17 protein-coding genes are annotated in these 17,829 nt (G+C 42.7%); all 17 read right to left on the reverse strand.

Annotation, left to right across the window (positions count from 1 at the left end):
- Positions 1–31: 31 nt before the first annotated feature.
- Positions 32–295 carry a 30S ribosomal protein S17 gene (gene rpsQ, locus SporoP32a_RS08260; RefSeq protein ID WP_085427458.1) on the reverse strand — a complete coding sequence of 88 codons (264 nt, stop codon included), beginning with the start codon at positions 293–295 and terminating at the stop codon, positions 32–34.
- Between the two features lie 17 nt (positions 296–312).
- Positions 313–513, reverse strand: a complete 201-nt coding sequence (gene rpmC, locus SporoP32a_RS08265) for a 50S ribosomal protein L29 (protein WP_025783856.1) — start codon at positions 511–513, stop codon at positions 313–315.
- Positions 503–937: a 50S ribosomal protein L16 gene (gene rplP, locus SporoP32a_RS08270; RefSeq protein ID WP_085427459.1), complete on the reverse strand. Its 435-nt coding sequence runs from the start codon at positions 935–937 to the stop codon at positions 503–505. The genes rpmC and rplP overlap by 11 nt, the downstream gene beginning before the upstream one ends.
- A gap of 1 nt (position 938) precedes the next feature.
- On the reverse strand, positions 939–1,601 hold the full coding sequence (gene rpsC / locus SporoP32a_RS08275; RefSeq protein ID WP_085427460.1) for a 30S ribosomal protein S3: 663 nt from the start codon (positions 1,599–1,601) through the stop codon (positions 939–941).
- 3 nt (positions 1,602–1,604) lie between these two features.
- Positions 1,605–1,949, reverse strand: a complete 345-nt coding sequence (gene rplV, locus SporoP32a_RS08280; RefSeq protein ID WP_037561627.1) for a 50S ribosomal protein L22 — start codon at positions 1,947–1,949, stop codon at positions 1,605–1,607.
- Positions 1,950–1,969: 20 nt separating this feature from the next.
- Complete coding sequence (rpsS, locus tag SporoP32a_RS08285; protein ID WP_085132011.1) at positions 1,970–2,248, reverse strand: 30S ribosomal protein S19; 279 nt, start codon at positions 2,246–2,248, stop codon at positions 1,970–1,972.
- A 60-nt stretch (positions 2,249–2,308) separates the two neighbouring features.
- Positions 2,309–3,139 (reverse strand): 50S ribosomal protein L2, encoded by an 831-nt coding sequence (gene rplB / locus SporoP32a_RS08290; protein ID WP_085427461.1) that lies wholly within the window; start codon positions 3,137–3,139, stop codon positions 2,309–2,311.
- Between the two features lie 33 nt (positions 3,140–3,172).
- Positions 3,173–3,460, reverse strand: a complete 288-nt coding sequence (gene rplW, locus SporoP32a_RS08295) for a 50S ribosomal protein L23 (RefSeq protein WP_085427462.1) — start codon at positions 3,458–3,460, stop codon at positions 3,173–3,175.
- Entirely contained in the window at positions 3,460–4,083 is a 624-nt protein-coding gene (gene rplD / locus SporoP32a_RS08300; protein WP_085427463.1) for a 50S ribosomal protein L4, read from the reverse strand. Before rplD ends, rplW begins: the two co-directional genes overlap by 1 nt.
- A gap of 25 nt (positions 4,084–4,108) precedes the next feature.
- On the reverse strand, positions 4,109–4,738 hold the full coding sequence (gene rplC, locus SporoP32a_RS08305) for a 50S ribosomal protein L3 (RefSeq protein ID WP_085427464.1): 630 nt from the start codon (positions 4,736–4,738) through the stop codon (positions 4,109–4,111).
- Positions 4,739–4,774: 36 nt separating this feature from the next.
- Positions 4,775–5,083 (reverse strand): 30S ribosomal protein S10, encoded by a 309-nt coding sequence (rpsJ, locus tag SporoP32a_RS08310; protein WP_085427465.1) that lies wholly within the window; start codon positions 5,081–5,083, stop codon positions 4,775–4,777.
- A gap of 355 nt (positions 5,084–5,438) precedes the next feature.
- Positions 5,439–6,626, reverse strand: coding sequence for an elongation factor Tu (gene tuf, locus SporoP32a_RS08315; protein WP_085427466.1), 1,188 nt, complete (start codon positions 6,624–6,626; stop codon positions 5,439–5,441).
- A 119-nt stretch (positions 6,627–6,745) separates the two neighbouring features.
- Positions 6,746–8,824, reverse strand: a complete 2,079-nt coding sequence (fusA, locus tag SporoP32a_RS08320; protein WP_085427467.1) for an elongation factor G — start codon at positions 8,822–8,824, stop codon at positions 6,746–6,748.
- A 47-nt stretch (positions 8,825–8,871) separates the two neighbouring features.
- Positions 8,872–9,342: a 30S ribosomal protein S7 gene (gene rpsG, locus SporoP32a_RS08325; RefSeq protein ID WP_029053281.1), complete on the reverse strand. Its 471-nt coding sequence runs from the start codon at positions 9,340–9,342 to the stop codon at positions 8,872–8,874.
- Between the two features lie 35 nt (positions 9,343–9,377).
- A complete protein-coding gene (gene rpsL / locus SporoP32a_RS08330) occupies positions 9,378–9,797 on the reverse strand; it encodes a 30S ribosomal protein S12 (protein WP_085132019.1) in 420 nt (139 codons plus the stop codon).
- A 299-nt stretch (positions 9,798–10,096) separates the two neighbouring features.
- On the reverse strand, positions 10,097–13,690 hold the full coding sequence (gene rpoC / locus SporoP32a_RS08335) for a DNA-directed RNA polymerase subunit beta' (RefSeq protein ID WP_085427468.1): 3,594 nt from the start codon (positions 13,688–13,690) through the stop codon (positions 10,097–10,099).
- Positions 13,691–14,110: 420 nt separating this feature from the next.
- A complete protein-coding gene (gene rpoB, locus SporoP32a_RS08340; protein WP_198166246.1) occupies positions 14,111–17,656 on the reverse strand; it encodes a DNA-directed RNA polymerase subunit beta in 3,546 nt (1,181 codons plus the stop codon).
- Positions 17,657–17,829: the final 173 nt, after the last annotated feature.

Consider the following 17,829-nt stretch of genomic DNA (forward strand, 5'->3'; position numbering starts at 1 on the left):
ACCTCCTTCCAAAATCTGAGTTAAAAACCTATTAGATGATGATCGCTTTTTCAACGACTTCTAGAAGACGGAAACGCTTAGTTGCTGATAATGGACGAGTTTCCATAATACGAACAACATCGCCGATTTTAGCTTCGTTTAGCTCATCATGAACTTTAAGTTTCTTAGAATACTTTACACGTTTACCGTATAAAGAGTGTTTTTTGTATGTCTCTACCATTACCGTAACAGTTTTATCCATTTTGTCGGAAACTACACGGCCTGTGTATGTTTTGCGCTGATTACGTTCAGTCATGGCTGCAACCTCCTTCATCAGTTATTTGCACTGATTTCTCTTTGTCGTATTACAGTTTTCATGCGCGCAATCGATTTGCGTACTTCACGGATGCGTGCAGTGTTTTCTAATTGACCTGTCGCTAACTGGAAACGAAGGTTGAAAAGCTCTTCTTTAAGTGATTTCACTTTTTGCTCGATCTCTGCAGTTGTTAAGTCACGAATTTCATTAGCTTTCATTAGACTCACCACCAATTTCTTGTCGTTTTACAAACTTGCTTGTAACAGGAAGTTTGTGCGATGCGAGTCTAAGTGCCTCACGAGCAACCTCTTCTGAAACACCTGCAATTTCGAACATTACTCTACCAGGTTTCACAACTGCAACCCAGCCTTCTACAGCACCTTTACCGGAACCCATCCGGACTTCAAGAGGCTTTTTAGTATATGGTTTGTGTGGGAAAATATTGATCCACACTTTACCGCCACGTTTCATATAACGAGTCATAGCGATACGAGAAGATTCAATCTGACGGTTAGTGATCCAACCTGATTCTAGAGCTTGAAGACCAAACTCACCAAACTGGACAGTAGCGCCACCTTTAGTTTCACCACGCATTTTACCACGGAATACACGACGATGTTTAACACGTTTAGGCATTAACATATTATTTGCCTCCTTCCCCAGAGTTCTTCTTAACTTTTACTGGAAGGACTTCACCACGATAAATCCATACCTTTACGCCAAGCTTACCATAAGTAGTATCAGCTTCAGCATGTGCATAATCTATGTCTGCACGTAATGTATGAAGAGGGACAGTTCCTTCACTATAGTGTTCTGCACGAGCGATGTCAGCACCGCCGAGACGACCAGACACTTGTGTTTTAATTCCTTTTGCACCAGAGCGAATTGTACGTTGGATCGCTTGTTTCTGAGCACGACGGAATGATACACGACTTTCTAATTGACGAGCAATTGATTCAGCTACTAGTTTAGCATCTAAATCAGCACGTTTGATTTCTACGATGTTGATGTGTGCACGCTTGCCTGTGATTTCGTTAAGTTGCTTACGAAGAGTTTCTACTTCGGAACCACCTTTACCGATAACCATACCTGGCTTTGCAGTGTGGATTGTAATGTTAACACGCTTAGCAGCACGCTCGATTTCAACTTTTGAAACTGATGCTTCGATAAGACGCTTTTCGATGTATTCACGGATCTTTAAGTCTTCATGTAGTAAGGACGCATAATCTTTTTCCGCGTACCATTTTGAGTCCCAGTCACGGATGACGCCTACACGTAGTCCATTAGGATGTACTTTTTGGCCCACTGATTACCCCTCCTTCTTTTCAGATACCACTAATGTGATATGGCTTGTACGTTTGTTGATCGCACTTGCACGACCTTGTGCACGTGGACGGAAACGTTTCATTGTTGGTCCTTCGTCTACGAATACTTCACTGACGATTAAGTTCTCAGTATCCATTTCGTAGTTATGTTCAGCGTTTGCAATTGCTGATTTCAATAGTTTTTCCACGACTGGAGATGCCGCTTTAGGCGTAAGTCGTAGAATAGCCATAGCTTCACCTATATTCTTGCCGCGAATAAGATCAACGACCAAACGAACTTTGCGAGAAGCAATACGGACTGTGCGTACAGATGCTTTAGCTTGTTGCATCAGAATAACCTCCTCTCAAATTAGCGTTTTGTTTTCTTATCGTCGGCACCATGGCCTCTGTATGTGCGCGTAGGTACGAATTCACCTAGTTTGTGACCTACCATATCTTCTGTTACATAAACAGGAACGTGTTTGCGTCCATCATATACTGCGATTGTCAATCCGATGAATGTCGGGAAGATTGTTGAACGGCGTGACCAAGTTTTAATAACCTGTTTCTTTTCTGAATCTTTTTGTGCGTCAACCTTTTTTAGTAAATGGTCATCTGCAAAAGGTCCTTTTTTCAAGCTGCGGCCCATTCTGGAACCTCCTTCCGAGTATGTACTACGGTCCATCTACTGAACCGCAGTGCAATAACATTATTTTTTACGACGGCGAACGATAAGTTTATCTGATTTATTGTTCTTCGTGCGTGTCTTGAATCCAAGAGTTGGTTTACCCCAAGGAGTAACAGGACTTGGACGACCGATTGGCGTACGTCCTTCACCACCACCGTGTGGGTGATCGTTAGGGTTCATTACAGATCCACGAACAGTTGGACGTTTGCCTAACCAACGTGAACGACCTGCTTTACCAATGTTGATTAGTTCGTGTTGTTCGTTACCAACTTGACCGATTGTAGCACGGCAAGTAGAAAGGATCATACGAACTTCTCCTGATTGTAGACGGATGATGACATATTTGCCTTCACGTCCTAGTAGTTGAGCTGAAGTTCCTGCTGAACGAACTAATTGTCCGCCTTTGCCTGGCTTCATTTCAATGTTGTGAATCGTAGAACCCATAGGAATGTTCTCTAATGGTAGAGCGTTTCCTACGCGGATATCCGCATCAGGTCCTGAAACGATTGTGGAACCTACTGTCAATCCTTTAGGAGCAAGGATGTATCTTTTTTCTCCATCTGCATAATTGATTAATGCGATGTTTGCAGAACGGTTTGGATCATATTCGATCGTAGCAACGCGTCCTGGAATGCCATCTTTCCGACGTTGGAAATCGATGACACGGTATTGGCGCTTGTGTCCTCCACCTTGGTGACGAACTGTCATTCTACCTTGGTTGTTACGTCCGCCTTTACGCTTGATTGGTTCAAGCAATGATTTTTCTGGTTTGTTTACTGTGATTTCAGCAAAGTCAGAAGAAGTCATGTTACGACGTCCGTTGGAGGTAGCTTTGTACTTCTTAATCGCCATTTTGTGTTCCCTCCTTCATTTATTATGAGTTAATTACATTTCAAAAAGTTCGATATCTTTGGAATCAGTAGTTAGTGTAACAATTGCCTTACGACGCTTGTTTGTATAACCAGCATGTTTCCCCATACGCTTGAACTTACCTTTGTAGTTCATAACGTTGACTTTTTCTACTGTAACACCGAAGATTTCTTCGATAGCTTGTTTCACGTGAGTTTTGCTCGCGCGTGTATCGACTTCGAATGTATATTTTCTTAAGTCTTCCATTTGTTCAGAAGAACGCTCGGTAATGACCGGACGTTTCAGAATATCACGTGCTTCCATTAACCAAGCACCTCCTCGACTTTTTCTATTGCTGCTTTTGTCATAACAAGCTGATCATGTCCCACTAAGTCTAAAACATTGATGCCGCTTGCTGTAACAACACTGATTCCTTGAAGATTTTGAGCAGACAATGCTACTGTTTCTTCTTGGTCAGCTGTAACGAATAATGCCTTCTTTGTGATTGAAAGGTCTTCAAGCACTTTTACAAAGCTTTTCGTTTTTGGTGCATCAAATGCTAAGTTGTCCAGAACGATTAGTTCTTGAGCTGCTACTTTCGTTGAAAGAGCGGATAGAAGAGCTAAACGACGTACTTTCTTAGGCATTTTATAGCTGTAACTACGTGGTGATGGACCGAATACGATACCGCCTCCGCGCCATTGTGGTGATCTGATTGAACCTTGACGAGCACGACCTGTACCCTTTTGACGCCATGGTTTACGACCGCCGCCTGCTACTTCCGCGCGAGTTTTAACCTTGTGGTTACCCTGGCGTAAAGAAGCTTGTTGTTGAACAATTGCTTCAAATAATACTGCTTGGTTTGGCTCGATTCCGAAGATCGCATCGTTTAATTCGATGTCACCAACAGCAGAGCCTGTTTGACTTACTACAGATACTTTAGGCATTCCTGTTTCCTCCTTTCTGTTTTACTCAGTTCCCTTTGATTGCGCTTCTCACTTGTACAAGTGATTTACGTGCTCCAGGAACGTTACCTTTTACTAATATCAAGTTGCGCTCTAGATCAACTCGTACAATTTCAACGTTTTGGATCGTGATGGTTTTGCCACCCATACGTCCAGGTAGTTTTTTGCCTTTGAATACGCGTTGTGCATCAACTGCTCCAAGTGAACCTGGTGCGCGATGGAAACGTGATCCGTGAGACATAGGTCCGCGTGAGTATCCGTGACGCTTGATAACCCCTTGGAAACCTTTACCTTTTGATTTTGCTGTAATGTCTACTACTTCGCCTTCTGCGAATGTATCGACTTTGACTTCCTGACCAACTTCGTATGCACTAACGTCAGCTCCGCGAACTTCGCGAATGAAGCGCTTAGGTGCAGTGTTAGCTTTTGCAACGTGGCCTTGTTCTGGCTTGTTTGAAAGCTTTTCACGTTTATCATCAAATCCTAGTTGGATTGACTCGTAGCCGTCTGTTTCGATTGTCTTCTTTTGAAGTACAACGTTTGGAGTAGCTTCAATCACTGTTACTGGGATTAGATCGCCGTTTTCAGCAAATACTTGCGTCATTCCGACTTTTCTTCCTAAGATTCCTTTGGTCATTAGTCACACCTCCTGTAATATTGTTTAATTTATGTTTTATAGTTTAATTTCGATGTCGACGCCTGATGGTAAATCAAGCTTCATAAGTGCATCCACCGTTTGTGGTGTTGGATTCACAATATCGATTAAACGTTTGTGCGTACGCATTTCAAATTGCTCACGTGAATCTTTATATACGTGAACAGCACGCAATACCGTGTAAACTGATCTTTCAGTTGGCAACGGAATTGGACCTGAAACACTAGCTCCAGAACGTTTAGCCGTTTCAACAATCTTCTCAGCTGACTGATCGATCATTCTGTGATCGTAAGCTTTCAATCTAATACGAATCTTTTGTTTTGCCATTATTTTCCCTCCCTTTTCGCCTATTCTCTAGACAATTCTCCACGAAAATTTTCCTTACACGCGCCATGGCAAAGCGGCCGGGTGTATCGGTAACCTCTCGCTTCATCGCAGTCAAAGACCAACATTCAACATTATACATAATATAAAAGGATTGTGCAACCCTTTTGAAGAAATTAGTTTAACTTTTAATCCGTTTACTATACTAACAGCTTTCTATACGATTTGCACGTGATTTGAAGGCCACTTTAAGATTTTATTTCACTCTTATTTGCGAAGTTCTTAAAAACACTTTCCAATACACAATACAAATATTTAAAAACAAAAAATCCCGCCTCAAGGGCGGGATCAAAACAAATTATTTTGTGATTGTTGCTACAACGCCAGCTCCAACTGTACGTCCACCTTCACGGATTGAGAATTTAGTACCTTCTTCAATCGCGATAGGAGAAATAAGTTCAACTGTCATTTCAACGTTATCTCCAGGCATAACCATTTCTACGCCTTCAGGAAGTTGAATGATACCAGTTACGTCAGTTGTACGGAAGTAGAACTGAGGACGGTAGTTTGAGAAGAATGGAGTGTGACGTCCACCCTCTTCTTTTGATAGAACATAAACTTCAGATTTGAACTGAGTGTGTGGAGTGATTGTTCCTGGCTTAGCAAGAACTTGTCCACGTTCGATATCTTCACGCGCTACACCACGAAGAAGAGCACCGATGTTGTCGCCAGCTTCTGCATAGTCAAGAAGCTTACGGAACATCTCTACACCAGTTACAGTAGTAGCTTTTGGTTCTTCAGTAAGACCGATGATGTCAACAACATCTCCAACTTTAACTACTCCACGCTCAACGCGTCCAGTTGCTACTGTACCACGACCTGTGATTGAGAATACGTCCTCAATAGGCATCATGAATGGCTTGTCAGTATCACGAGTTGGTGTTGGGATATAGTCATCTACTGCTTGCATTAGTTCAAGGATTTTTTCTTCCCACTCTGGCTCTCCTTCAAGAGCTTTAAGAGCAGATCCTTTGATTACTGGAATATCGTCGCCAGGGAAATCGTAATCAGAAAGAAGTTCACGGATTTCCATTTCAACTAATTCAAGAAGTTCTTCGTCGTCTACCATGTCACATTTGTTCATGAAGACAACTAGGTAAGGAACACCTACTTGACGTGAAAGAAGGATGTGCTCACGTGTTTGTGGCATTGGGCCATCAGCAGCAGATACTACTAGGATTCCGCCATCCATTTGTGCAGCACCAGTGATCATGTTTTTAACATAGTCAGCGTGACCTGGGCAGTCAACGTGTGCATAGTGACGCTTGTCAGTTTCGTACTCAACGTGTGAAGTACTGATCGTGATTCCACGCTCTTTTTCTTCAGGTGCGTTATCAACGTCAGCGTATGACTTTGCTTCTCCACCTTGTGCTTTAGAAAGAACTGTTGCGATTGCAGCAGTCAAAGTTGTTTTACCATGGTCAACGTGACCAATTGTTCCTACGTTTGCGTGCTCCTTGGAGCGGTCGAATTTTTCTTTACCCATTTTAGAGGTCCTCCCTTAATTTAAAAAAGTTAGTTTTTTTATAATATGGAAGCCGAAAGCGTCCTCTCGACTATCCATATCTTACAAGTATTGTTTATAGGAAACAAGGATGAACTTTATTATTCACCTTTGTTTTTCTTAATTACTTCTTCTGCAATAGACTTCGGAAGCTCTTCGTAGTGATCGAACACCATCGAGAATACTCCGCGTCCTTGCGTGTTTGAACGTAGTGATGTTGCATATCCGAACATTTCAGCAAGTGGAACCATTGCACGAACTACTTGTGCGTTACCACGAGCTTCCATACCTTCTACACGGCCACGGCGTGATGTAATATCACCCATGATATCGCCCATGTATTCTTCCGGAATGATAACTTCTACTCTCATTGTTGGTTCAAGGATTACAGGTTTACATTTTGATGCAGCATTTTTCAAAGCCATTGACGCAGCGATCTTAAATGCCATCTCGTTGGAGTCAACGTCATGGTAAGATCCGTCAAACAGGCGTGCTTTGACATCGATTAAAGGATATCCAGCTAAAATACCGTTATCTAATGAATCACGAACTCCCGCTTCAACTGCTGGGATGTATTCACGAGGAACAGAACCACCAACAACGTTGTTTACGAATTCGAAGCCTTTACCTTCTTCGTTCGGACCAAATTCGATCCACACGTGACCAAATTGTCCACGTCCACCTGATTGGCGTACGAATTTACCTTCGACTTCAGCTGACTCACGGAATGTTTCGCGGTAAGAAACTTGTGGTGCACCCACGTTTGCTTCCACTTTAAATTCACGGCGTAGACGGTCGACGATAATATCCAAGTGAAGTTCACCCATACCTGCAATGATTACTTCTCCTGTTTCTTGATCTGTATGCGCACGGAATGTTGGATCTTCTTCTTGTAACTTACCAAGAGCTTGGCCCATTTTATCCTGGTCCGCTTTTGTTTTAGGTTCGATTGCTACAGAGATAACCGGCTCAGGGAATACCATTGATTCAAGAATGATCAATTGCTTCTCATCACATAGTGTATCTCCAGTAGTTGTATCTTTCAAACCAACAGCAGCAGCGATTTCACCCGCGTGTACTTCAGAAATCTCTTCACGGCTATTTGCGTGCATTTGTAGAATACGTCCTACACGCTCACGCTTGCCTTTTGTAGAGTTTGTTACATAAGAACCTGCTTGAAGGACACCTGAATAAATACGGAAGAATGTAAGTTTCCCTACATAAGGGTCAGTCATAACTTTAAATGCCAACGCCGAGAATGGTGCTTCATCAGTTGATTCACGCACTTCATCTTCTTCTGTTTCAGGGTTGAAGCCCATCATTGGTGGTACATCAAGTGGTGATGGTAAGTAGTCTACTACCGCATCTAGTACTAGTTGTACACCTTTGTTTTTGAAAGCAGTACCACAAACAACAGGGTAGAACTCAACTGCCAACGTAGCTTTACGAATAGCCGTTGTGATTTCTTCTGTTGTAAGTTCTTCACCGCCGAGATACTTTTCCATAAGATCTTCATCGAAATCTACAATAGCTTCGATTAGGCTCTCACGGTATTTTTTAGCTAGTTCAAGATGTTCAGCAGGAATTTCTTCAACTGTAACATCTGTTCCTAGATCATTTGGATACATAGTTGCCTTCATTTCGATTAAGTCGATAATTCCTGAGAAGTTATCTTCCGCACCGATCGGCAATTGAATAGGGTGTGCATTCGCTTGTAGACGGTCACGTAGTGTTCCGACTGAGTAAAGGAAGTCAGCACCTGTCTTATCCATTTTGTTTACGAATACGAGACGTGGAACTTTATAGTTTGTCGCCTGGCGCCAAACTGTCTCTGTTTGTGGTTCAACACCTGATTGTGCATCAAGTACCGCTACAGCTCCATCTAATACACGAAGTGAACGTTCAACTTCAACTGTGAAGTCTACGTGTCCAGGTGTATCGATGATGTTTACGCGGTGACCTTTCCATGCTGCAGTTGTAGCAGCTGAAGTAATCGTGATTCCACGTTCTTGTTCTTGCTCCATCCAGTCCATTTGTGATGCACCTTCGTGCGTTTCACCAATCTTGTGGATTTTACCTGTGTAAAAAAGGATCCGCTCTGTTGTCGTTGTCTTACCAGCGTCAATGTGAGCCATGATACCAATGTTACGAGTATTCTCTAGTGAGAACTCTCTAGCCATTTTGTAATCTCCTTCCGTTTCGGATTACTACTGTTGTTTATCCGACCTTACCAGCGATAGTGAGCGAATGCTCTGTTGGCTTCAGCCATTTTATGCATTTCTTCACGGCGTTTAACAGAAGCACCAGTGTTGTTTGATGCATCAAGAATTTCGTTCGCTAGGCGTTCTTCCATTGTCTTTTCTCCACGTGTACGTGAATAGTTTACAAGGTAACGAAGACCTAAAGTTGAACGACGCTCAGGGCGCACTTCAACCGGCACTTGATAGTTAGCTCCACCAACACGACGAGCACGAACTTCAAGAACTGGCATTACATTGTTTAAAGCTGCTTCGAATACTTCGATTGGCTCTTGTCCAGAACGTTCTTTAACAATTTCGAACGCTCCATAAAGAATCTTTTGAGAAGTACCTTTTTTACCGTCTACCATCATTTTGTTGATAAGGCGGCTTACAAGCTTGGAATTATAAATCGGATCAGGTAGTACATCACGTTTTGTTACAGGACCTTTACGAGGCATAATTAGTTCCTCCTTTCAATATCGTTAGTTTTGTATTACTTCTTAACTTTAGGCTTTTTAGCTCCATACATTGAACGGCTTTGCATACGGCCAGTAACTCCAGCTGTATCAAGTGCCCCACGTACGATATGGTAACGAACACCCGGTAAGTCTTTTACGCGTCCTCCGCGGATTAGTACCACACTGTGTTCTTGCAAGTTGTGGCCTTCACCTGGAATATATGCGTTTACTTCCAATGTATTAGTTAAACGAACACGAGCATACTTACGAAGTGCCGAGTTCGGTTTCTTAGGAGTCATAGTACCAACACGTGTACAAACACCTCTTTTTTGTGGTGAGTTCACGTTTGTCATTGACTTTTTAAAGCTGTTATAGCTTTTTCCTAGAGCCGGTGACTTAGAATTCTCCGTCTTCGACTTACGAGGTTTACGGACTAATTGATTAATTGTAGGCATTAGGTTGTTCCTCCTTCCAAGCTTTTTATAATACCACACACCCAGGTGGTTCATTTTTAAGTAAAAACAAAGTTTTTGTGCGTGCACACACAAAAACGGGTGACAGTAACACCAGAGATCTCTGCTTACTGTTATTTTATAATGATGAATTGCTTTACGCCTTGCACTAATTCGAAAGAATATATATTCCTTCCAACAAGTTAACGATCAACAACTATCAACCTTTTGTATATTATCATCTCTAGAACATCTTGTCAACAAATTTAAGAAAATAAACGGGAACGATGTCCCGTTTATTTTTATTCAGCTGTAATTGTTTCTTCTGCTTCATCATGTTGCATTTTGATCTGGCGGTATCTCTGCATTCCAGTACCTGCAGGGACCAATTTCCCGATAATAACGTTTTCCTTCAGACCTAGCAACTCATCTGTTTTACCTTTAATGGCTGCATCAGTAAGAACTCTTGTTGTCTCCTGGAACGAAGCGGCTGACAAGAAGGACTCTGTCTCAAGTGAAGCTTTTGTAATACCAAGAATTACCGGACGTGAAGTAGCTGGAACTTTTCCTGCTAACAACACTTTTGCATTAGCTTCAGAGAATTGGTGAATATCAAGTAACGAACCTGGAAGAAGATCAGTATCTCCCGCTTCAATTACACGAACTTTACGAAGCATTTGACGAACCATCACTTCAACGTGCTTATCCCCAATTTCTACACCTTGCATACGGTAAACTTTTTGAACTTCTTTCAACAGATACTCTTGTACCGTCGAAACGTCCTTTACTACGATCAATTGTTTAGGATCAATAGAACCTTCAGTAATAGTTTGTCCACGCTCAACTACATCTCCTACTTCTACACTCAAACGCGCGTTGTATAATGTAGGATATTTACGTGTTTCAACTTCACCTTCAATAGTGATCTCTTTCAAACCTTCACGGACTTCATCAATTTCAATAACAGTACCTGCTATTTCAGAAATAACCGCGACACCTTTTGGATTACGAGATTCGAAAATCTCTTGGATCCGTGGAAGACCTTGTGTAATATCGTCTCCTGCTACTCCACCTGTGTGGAATGTACGCATCGTTAACTGTGTTCCTGGTTCACCGATAGATTGAGCCGCAATGATTCCTACTGCTTCTCCTACTTCTACCGTTTCTCCAGTAGCTAAGTTGATACCATAACATTTTTTACATACGCCATGTTTTGTATTACACGTAAACGCCGAACGAATCGTCACTTCTTCGATCCCCGCTTGAATTACTGTATTTGCTATATCTGCAGTAATCAAACCGTTTTTCGCAAGAATAACTTCACCCGTTTCCGGATGTTTGATTGTCTTCTTCGTATGACGACCTTCAATACGTTCTAACAATGTTTCAATCATTTCATTTCCTTCAGTTAACGCAGTGATTGCCAGACCACGGTCTGTTCCGCAATCTTCTTCACGAACGATAACATCTTGCGCTACATCTACGAGACGACGTGTCAGGTAACCTGAGTCGGCAGTCTTCAGTGCTGTATCGGCAAGACCTTTACGCGCACCGTGTGTAGAGATAAAGTATTCGAGTACTGTCAGACCTTCACGGAATGAAGATTTGATCGGAAGTTCGATAATCCGTCCAGCCGGGTTGGCCATCAGTCCACGCATACCAGCAAGCTGTGTAAAGTTTGACGCGTTACCACGGGCTCCAGAGTCACTCATCATGAAGATTGGGTTTTCGATATCCAACGAATCCATCAGCTTATTCTGAATAACATCTTTCGCATGACTCCAATAAGAGATAACACGGTCATAACGTTCTTCTTCAGTAATTAAACCACGTCGGAACTGTTGAGTGACTTTGTCCACTTTTTCTTGTGCTTCATGAAGGATTTCAGCTTTATTCGGCAAAACTACGATATCAGAAATACCGATTGTGATTCCTGCACGAGTAGAATATTTAAATCCTAGGTTCTTCATTCTATCCAACATTCTAGATGTTTCTGTAATGTGGAAGCGACGGAAGATTTCCGCGATGATTTCCCCAAGAATCGCTTTTTTGAATGGCGTGATCAATTCTGCTTGTTGCAAGTGTTCCTTAACATTTACTGTGCCGTCGATAAAGTACTTGTCAGGTGTTTCAACTTGTAAGTTCTGATTCGTCGGTTCGTTAATGTACGGGAACGTTTCAGGTAGAATCTCGTTAAAAATAATTTTACCTACTGTTGTTAACAACAGCTGACTGTTTTGCTTATCCGTAAACGTCGGATTCTTAATACTTCCAGCTTGAACTGCAATACGAGAATGCAAGTGAACGTGTCCTGTTTGGTACGCGATTAACGCTTCATTCGGGTCACTAAACACAGAGCCTTCTCCAGTTGCGTTTTTACGCTCGACTGTTAAGTAGTAGTTTCCAAGAACCATATCCTGTGAAGGAGTTACAACTGGTTTTCCGTCTTTCGGGTTCAAAATGTTTTGGGCAGCTAACATCAGTAAGCGCGCTTCAGCTTGTGCTTCAGCAGATAAAGGTACGTGAACGGCCATTTGGTCACCATCGAAGTCAGCGTTATACGCCGTACAAACGAGTGGATGCAATGTAATAGCGCGTCCTTCGACCAACATCGGTTCGAATGCCTGGATTCCCAGACGGTGAAGTGTTGGTGCTCGGTTAAGAAGTACCGGATGTTCTTTAATGACGTCTTCCAATACATCCCACACTTCGGAATGAAGACGTTCAATCTTCCGTTTCGCACTCTTAATATTATGTGCCAAGTTACGTTCCACTAATTCTTTCATAACGAACGGCTTAAATAGCTCGATCGCCATTTCCTTAGGTAGACCACATTGGTACATTTTCAAGCTAGGACCTACTACGATAACTGAACGACCAGAGTAGTCTACACGTTTACCAAGTAAGTTCTGACGGAAACGTCCTTGCTTCCCTTTCAGCATATGAGAAAGAGATTTCAACGGGCGGTTACCTGGACCTGTTACAGGTCTTCCGCGACGGCCGTTGTCTACAAGTGCATCTACCGCTTCTTGAAGCATACGTTTTTCGTTCTGAACGATAATACCAGGTGCCCCTAGATCCAATAGTCGCTTTAGGCGGTTGTTCCGGTTAATAACCCTACGATACAAATCATTCAAGTCAGAAGTTGCAAAACGTCCGCCGTCAAGCTGTACCATAGGACGCAATTCAGGAGGGATAACAGGAAGCACTTCCAATACCATCCACTCCGGACGATTTCCAGAGTTACGGAATGATTCCACAACTTCCAGACGTCGGATTGCGCGTGTACGACGTTGACCTTGTACTGTTTTTAATTCTTCTTTCAATGAATCCGTTTCTTTATCCAAGTCTATCGCACGGAGTAGTTGCTCGATTGCTTCCGCTCCCATTGCTGCCTGGAATTTAGAACCATACTTTTCACGGTATAGACGGTATTCTTTCTCCGAAAGCAATTGCTTACGCTCAAGCGGTGTATCAGCTGGTTCGACTACTACGTAAGACGCGAAGTAGATAATCTCTTCCAACGCACGAGGTGTCATGTCTAGAATCAAGCCCATACGGCTAGGAATTCCTTTGAAATACCAAATATGTGTGACAGGTGCTGCAAGCTCAATGTGACCCATACGTTCACGACGGACTTTTTGACGCGTTACTTCTACGCCACAACGATCACAAACGACGCCTTTATAGCGAACCCGCTTGTATTTCCCACAGTGACATTCCCAGTCTTTCGTTGGTCCGAAGATTCTTTCACAGAATAATCCGTCCTTCTCTGGCTTTAATGTACGGTAGTTGATAGTTTCAGGTTTTTTCACTTCTCCATATGACCAAGAACGAATCTTGTCCGGTGAAGCAAGGCCAATTTTCATATACTCAAAATTATTAACATCGATCAAGGAGCCAACCTCCCTTTAGTCTAATCGCCATAATGGCTTATCAGGCAATTTAACTTGTAGTAGTGCATTCACGTAAGTTGTTCTTCTTACTGAATAGAATAGAAGAGGGTGCTCGAAGCCCTCTTCTATTTGGTTGTGTTTGTTTTATTTATCTTTCAGATCGCTTTTCGCTTTAGTGACATCTAGCTGCAAGCGCCAGCCTCTCGGGTCGTTTCAGGATATCTTCGAAAGGAAAGTGACCCTTTCGCTGCTACCCTTCCAACGCCTGTCGAGGCTAAACGGCGCTTTTCGCTTTTAATGACATCCAGCTGCAAGCGCCAGCCTCTCGGGTCGTTTCAGGATACCTTCGAAAGGAAAGTGACCCTTTCGCTGCTACCCTTCCAACGCCTGTCGAGGCTAAACGGCGCTTTTCGCTTTTGTTTAGGCGATTGGCTGATCTTCTTTCATCAAGTTCAATGCATCAGTTGGTTGCAAGTCTTCTTCATCGTCAAGATCACGAAGCTCAATTTCCTCAAAGTCTTCCGTCAACATTTTTACGTCTAACCCTAAACTCTGAAGTTCTTTGATTAGTACTTTAAATGATTCTGGTACTCCTGGTTGAGGTACGCTATCACCTTTAACAATCGCTTCGTATGTTTTCACACGACCTACGACGTCATCGGATTTGACCGTTAAGATTTCTTGCAATGTATAAGCGGCACCATATGCTTCTAGTGCCCATACTTCCATTTCCCCGAAACGCTGTCCACCGAACTGGGCTTTACCGCCAAGTGGTTGCTGCGTAACAAGTGAGTACGGTCCAGTTGAGCGTGCGTGCAACTTGTCATCTACCATGTGGGCTAGTTTGATCAAGTACATAACACCAACTGATACGCGATTATCAAACGGCTCACCTGAACGACCATCGTATAGCATGGTTTTACCGTCACGGTTCATACCCGCTTCTTCCATTGTAGTCCAAACATCTTCCTCGTTTGCACCATCAAATACAGGAGAAGCTGTGTGAATACCTAAACTACGTGCGGCCATACCAAGGTGCATCTCAAGAACCTGTCCAATATTCATACGTGATGGAACACCAAGTGGGTTCAACATGACATCGATTGGCGTACCATCTGGAAGAAACGGCATTTCCGACTCAGGTAAAATACGGGAAATAACACCCTTGTTACCATGACGTCCTGCCATCTTATCTCCAACAGAGATTTTACGCTTCTGTACAATATACACGCGAACTAACTGGTTAACTCCAGGAGATAGCTCATCGCCATCTTCGCGGTTAAAGACTTTAACATCTAATACGATTCCGCCTGCTCCGTGAGGTACACGTAATGAAGTATCACGTACTTCGCGTGCTTTCTCTCCAAAGATTGCGTGTAGAAGACGTTCTTCCGCAGTCAATTCCGTAACTCCCTTAGGTGTTACCTTACCGACTAGGATATCGCCATCACGAACTTCTGCACCAATACGGATAATTCCTCTGTCGTCCAAGTTTCGCAATGCATCTTCTCCGACGTTTGGAATATCACGTGTGATTTCTTCTGGTCCAAGCTTCGTATCACGTGCTTCTGATTCATATTCTTCAATATGAACAGATGTGAATACATCGTCTTTTACCAGACGCTCACTCATGATGATCGCATCCTCGTAGTTATAACCATCCCATGTCATGAATGCTGTTAGAACGTTACGTCCAAGCGCAAGTTCACCTTGTTCCATTGATGGGCCATCCGCAAGAATATCAAGCGGCTTTACACGGTCGCCGACTTTTACAATCGGACGTTGGTTATAGCAAGTCCCTTGGTTCGAACGAATGAATTTAGATAGACGACAAACTACAAGGTCACCCTTGACTTCTTTACCGCCCACTTCTTCAATACGACGAATACGAATTTCCTTTGCTTCTACGTGCTCGATGATACCGTGGTGTTTAGAAACAACCGCCGCACCTGAATCGCGTGCAGAAATATGCTCCATACCTGTACCAACAAACGGTGCTTCAGGATTTAATAAAGGAACCGCTTGACGTTGCATGTTCGCACCCATCAACGCACGGTTGGAGTCATCATTTTCTAAGAACGGAATACATGCAGTAGCTGCAGATACAACTTGCTTAGGTGAAACGTCCATGTAGTCCATTTGCTCGCGGCGGAATACAGTGTTATCCCCTTGGAAACGACCTACGACACCTTCATTAGTAAATGAACCGTCTTCTTCAAGTAGTGCATTTGCTTGCGCTACTACATAGTTATCTTCAATATCTGCTGTCAGATAATCGATTTGAGATGTAACGCGACCTGTTTCAGGATCTACTTTACGATAAGGAGTTTCAATAAAGCCGAATCGATTCACTTTCGCGAATGTAGATAATGAGTTGATCAGTCCAATGTTCGGACCCTCCGGCGTTTCAATTGGACACATACGACCATAGTGAGAGTAGTGAACGTCACGAACTTCCATCCCTGCGCGCTCACGTGTTAAACCACCAGGTCCCAGTGCAGAAAGACGACGCTTATGCGTCAATTCAGCCAATGGATTTGTTTGGTCCATGAACTGAGATAGCTGAGAGCTACCGAAAAACTCTTTAATAGATGCAATAACCGGACGGATATTGATCAGTTGTTGAGGTACGATAGATTGAGTGTCATTGATGGACATTCTTTCTTTAACCACACGCTCCATACGAGAAAGACCGATACGGAATTGGTTTTGAAGTAATTCACCAACAGAACGTAAACGACGGTTACCAAGATGGTCAATATCATCCGTATTTCCCACACCATGTAATAAGTTAAAGAAATAACTGATAGAAGCTACAATATCCGCTGGTGTAATATTTTTAATAGACTCGTCTACTTCAGCATTGGAAATGACATTGATCACTTGTTTTTCTTCACTTTTAGGCGCGTAGATCTTCAGTGTCTGGATAACCATTGGTTCTTCCAAAACAGATCCTACATGTTCAATCGACTCAGTATTTATACCTTGAGATAAGAATGGTAGTAATTTATCCAATGTACGACGGTCGATTAGCTGATCTTTTTCCACTAATATTTCTCCAGTTTCCGGATCAACGAGTGTTTCAGCAGCTGTTTGGTTGAACAAACGATTTTGCAAGTGAAGCTTTTTATTCATTTTATAACGACCAACATTCGCTAAATCATAGCGTTTCGGATCGAAGAAGCGTGAATACAAAAGACTTCTTGCGCTATCAAGTGTTGGTGGTTCACCCGGGCGAAGTCGCTCATAGATTTCAAGCATTGCTTTTTCCGAGGTTTCAGTGTTATCTTTCTCTAATGAATTCCGTAAATATTCATTATCACCGATTAGGTCGATAATTTCTTGGTCAGTAGAGAATCCTAGTGCACGCAATAAAACAGTGATTGGCAATTTACGAGTGCGGTCGATACGGACATGCACTACGTCTTTTGCATCTGTTTCATATTCAAGCCATGCTCCACGGTTCGGAATAACAGTAGCGCCAAATCCACGCTTACCGTTTTTATCCGTCTTATCATTATAGTAAACACTCGGTGAACGAACGAGCTGAGAAACGATAACACGCTCCGCTCCATTAATAATGAATGTTCCGTTTTCTGTCATGAGTGGGAAATCTCCCATGAAAACGTCCTGTTCCTTCACGTCGCCTGTTTCTTGGTTATGAAGACGTACTTTTACACGAAGTGGTGCCGCATATGTCACATCGCGTTCTTTTGATTCGTCTACTGGATATTTTGGTTCACCCAGTTTGTAATCAATAAATTCCAAGGACAAGTTACCTGTGAAATCCTGGATAGGAGAAATATCCCGGAACATTTCACGTAACCCTTCTTCCAAGAACCACTCATAAGACGCCGTTTGAATTTCAATCAAATTCGGCAGATCGAGTACTTCTTTGATTCGCGCGAAACTTCTACGCTGACGATGTTGACCATACTGAACTAAATGACCTGTCAACTCATTCACCCCTCATTAAGACAATATTAGTTTTTGCAAAATCAGAAATTCCGCTGTGACTTCGAAAAAACAAAAAGAAAACGAGTTCCGACGAGAGCTCATTTTCGATTTCACAATCTTTATCCAAACATCAATATACCTTTTCCTCTACTACATCACACAAAAGGGCATACAGCTGCAAT

It is taken from the genome of Sporosarcina ureae (assembly GCF_002109325.1).
In the GTDB taxonomy this organism is placed as follows: domain Bacteria; phylum Bacillota; class Bacilli; order Bacillales_A; family Planococcaceae; genus Sporosarcina; species Sporosarcina ureae_C.

What these genes read in the sequence shown, in the direction of transcription:
- rpsL (WP_085132019.1), bottom strand. Translation starts at nt 9,797, where the DNA reads ATGCCTACAATTAATCAATTAGTCCGTAAACCTCGTAAGTCGAAGACG.
- rplV (WP_037561627.1), bottom strand. Translation starts at nt 1,949, where the DNA reads ATGCAACAAGCTAAAGCATCTGTACGCACAGTCCGTATTGCTTCTCGC.
- rpmC (WP_025783856.1), bottom strand. Translation starts at nt 513, where the DNA reads ATGAAAGCTAATGAAATTCGTGACTTAACAACTGCAGAGATCGAGCAA.
- rpsS (WP_085132011.1), bottom strand. Translation starts at nt 2,248, where the DNA reads ATGGGCCGCAGCTTGAAAAAAGGACCTTTTGCAGATGACCATTTACTA.
- rplP (WP_085427459.1), bottom strand. Translation starts at nt 937, where the DNA reads ATGTTAATGCCTAAACGTGTTAAACATCGTCGTGTATTCCGTGGTAAA.
- rpsJ (WP_085427465.1), bottom strand. Translation starts at nt 5,083, where the DNA reads ATGGCAAAACAAAAGATTCGTATTAGATTGAAAGCTTACGATCACAGA.
- fusA (WP_085427467.1), bottom strand. Translation starts at nt 8,824, where the DNA reads ATGGCTAGAGAGTTCTCACTAGAGAATACTCGTAACATTGGTATCATG.
- tuf (WP_085427466.1), bottom strand. Translation starts at nt 6,626, where the DNA reads ATGGGTAAAGAAAAATTCGACCGCTCCAAGGAGCACGCAAACGTAGGA.
- rpsQ (WP_085427458.1), bottom strand. Translation starts at nt 295, where the DNA reads ATGACTGAACGTAATCAGCGCAAAACATACACAGGCCGTGTAGTTTCC.
- rpsG (WP_029053281.1), bottom strand. Translation starts at nt 9,342, where the DNA reads ATGCCTCGTAAAGGTCCTGTAACAAAACGTGATGTACTACCTGATCCG.
- rplW (WP_085427462.1), bottom strand. Translation starts at nt 3,460, where the DNA reads ATGGAAGCACGTGATATTCTGAAACGTCCGGTCATTACCGAGCGTTCT.
- rplB (WP_085427461.1), bottom strand. Translation starts at nt 3,139, where the DNA reads ATGGCGATTAAGAAGTACAAAGCTACCTCCAACGGACGTCGTAACATG.
- rplC (WP_085427464.1), bottom strand. Translation starts at nt 4,738, where the DNA reads ATGACCAAAGGAATCTTAGGAAGAAAAGTCGGAATGACGCAAGTATTT.
- rplD (WP_085427463.1), bottom strand. Translation starts at nt 4,083, where the DNA reads ATGCCTAAAGTATCTGTAGTAAGTCAAACAGGCTCTGCTGTTGGTGAC.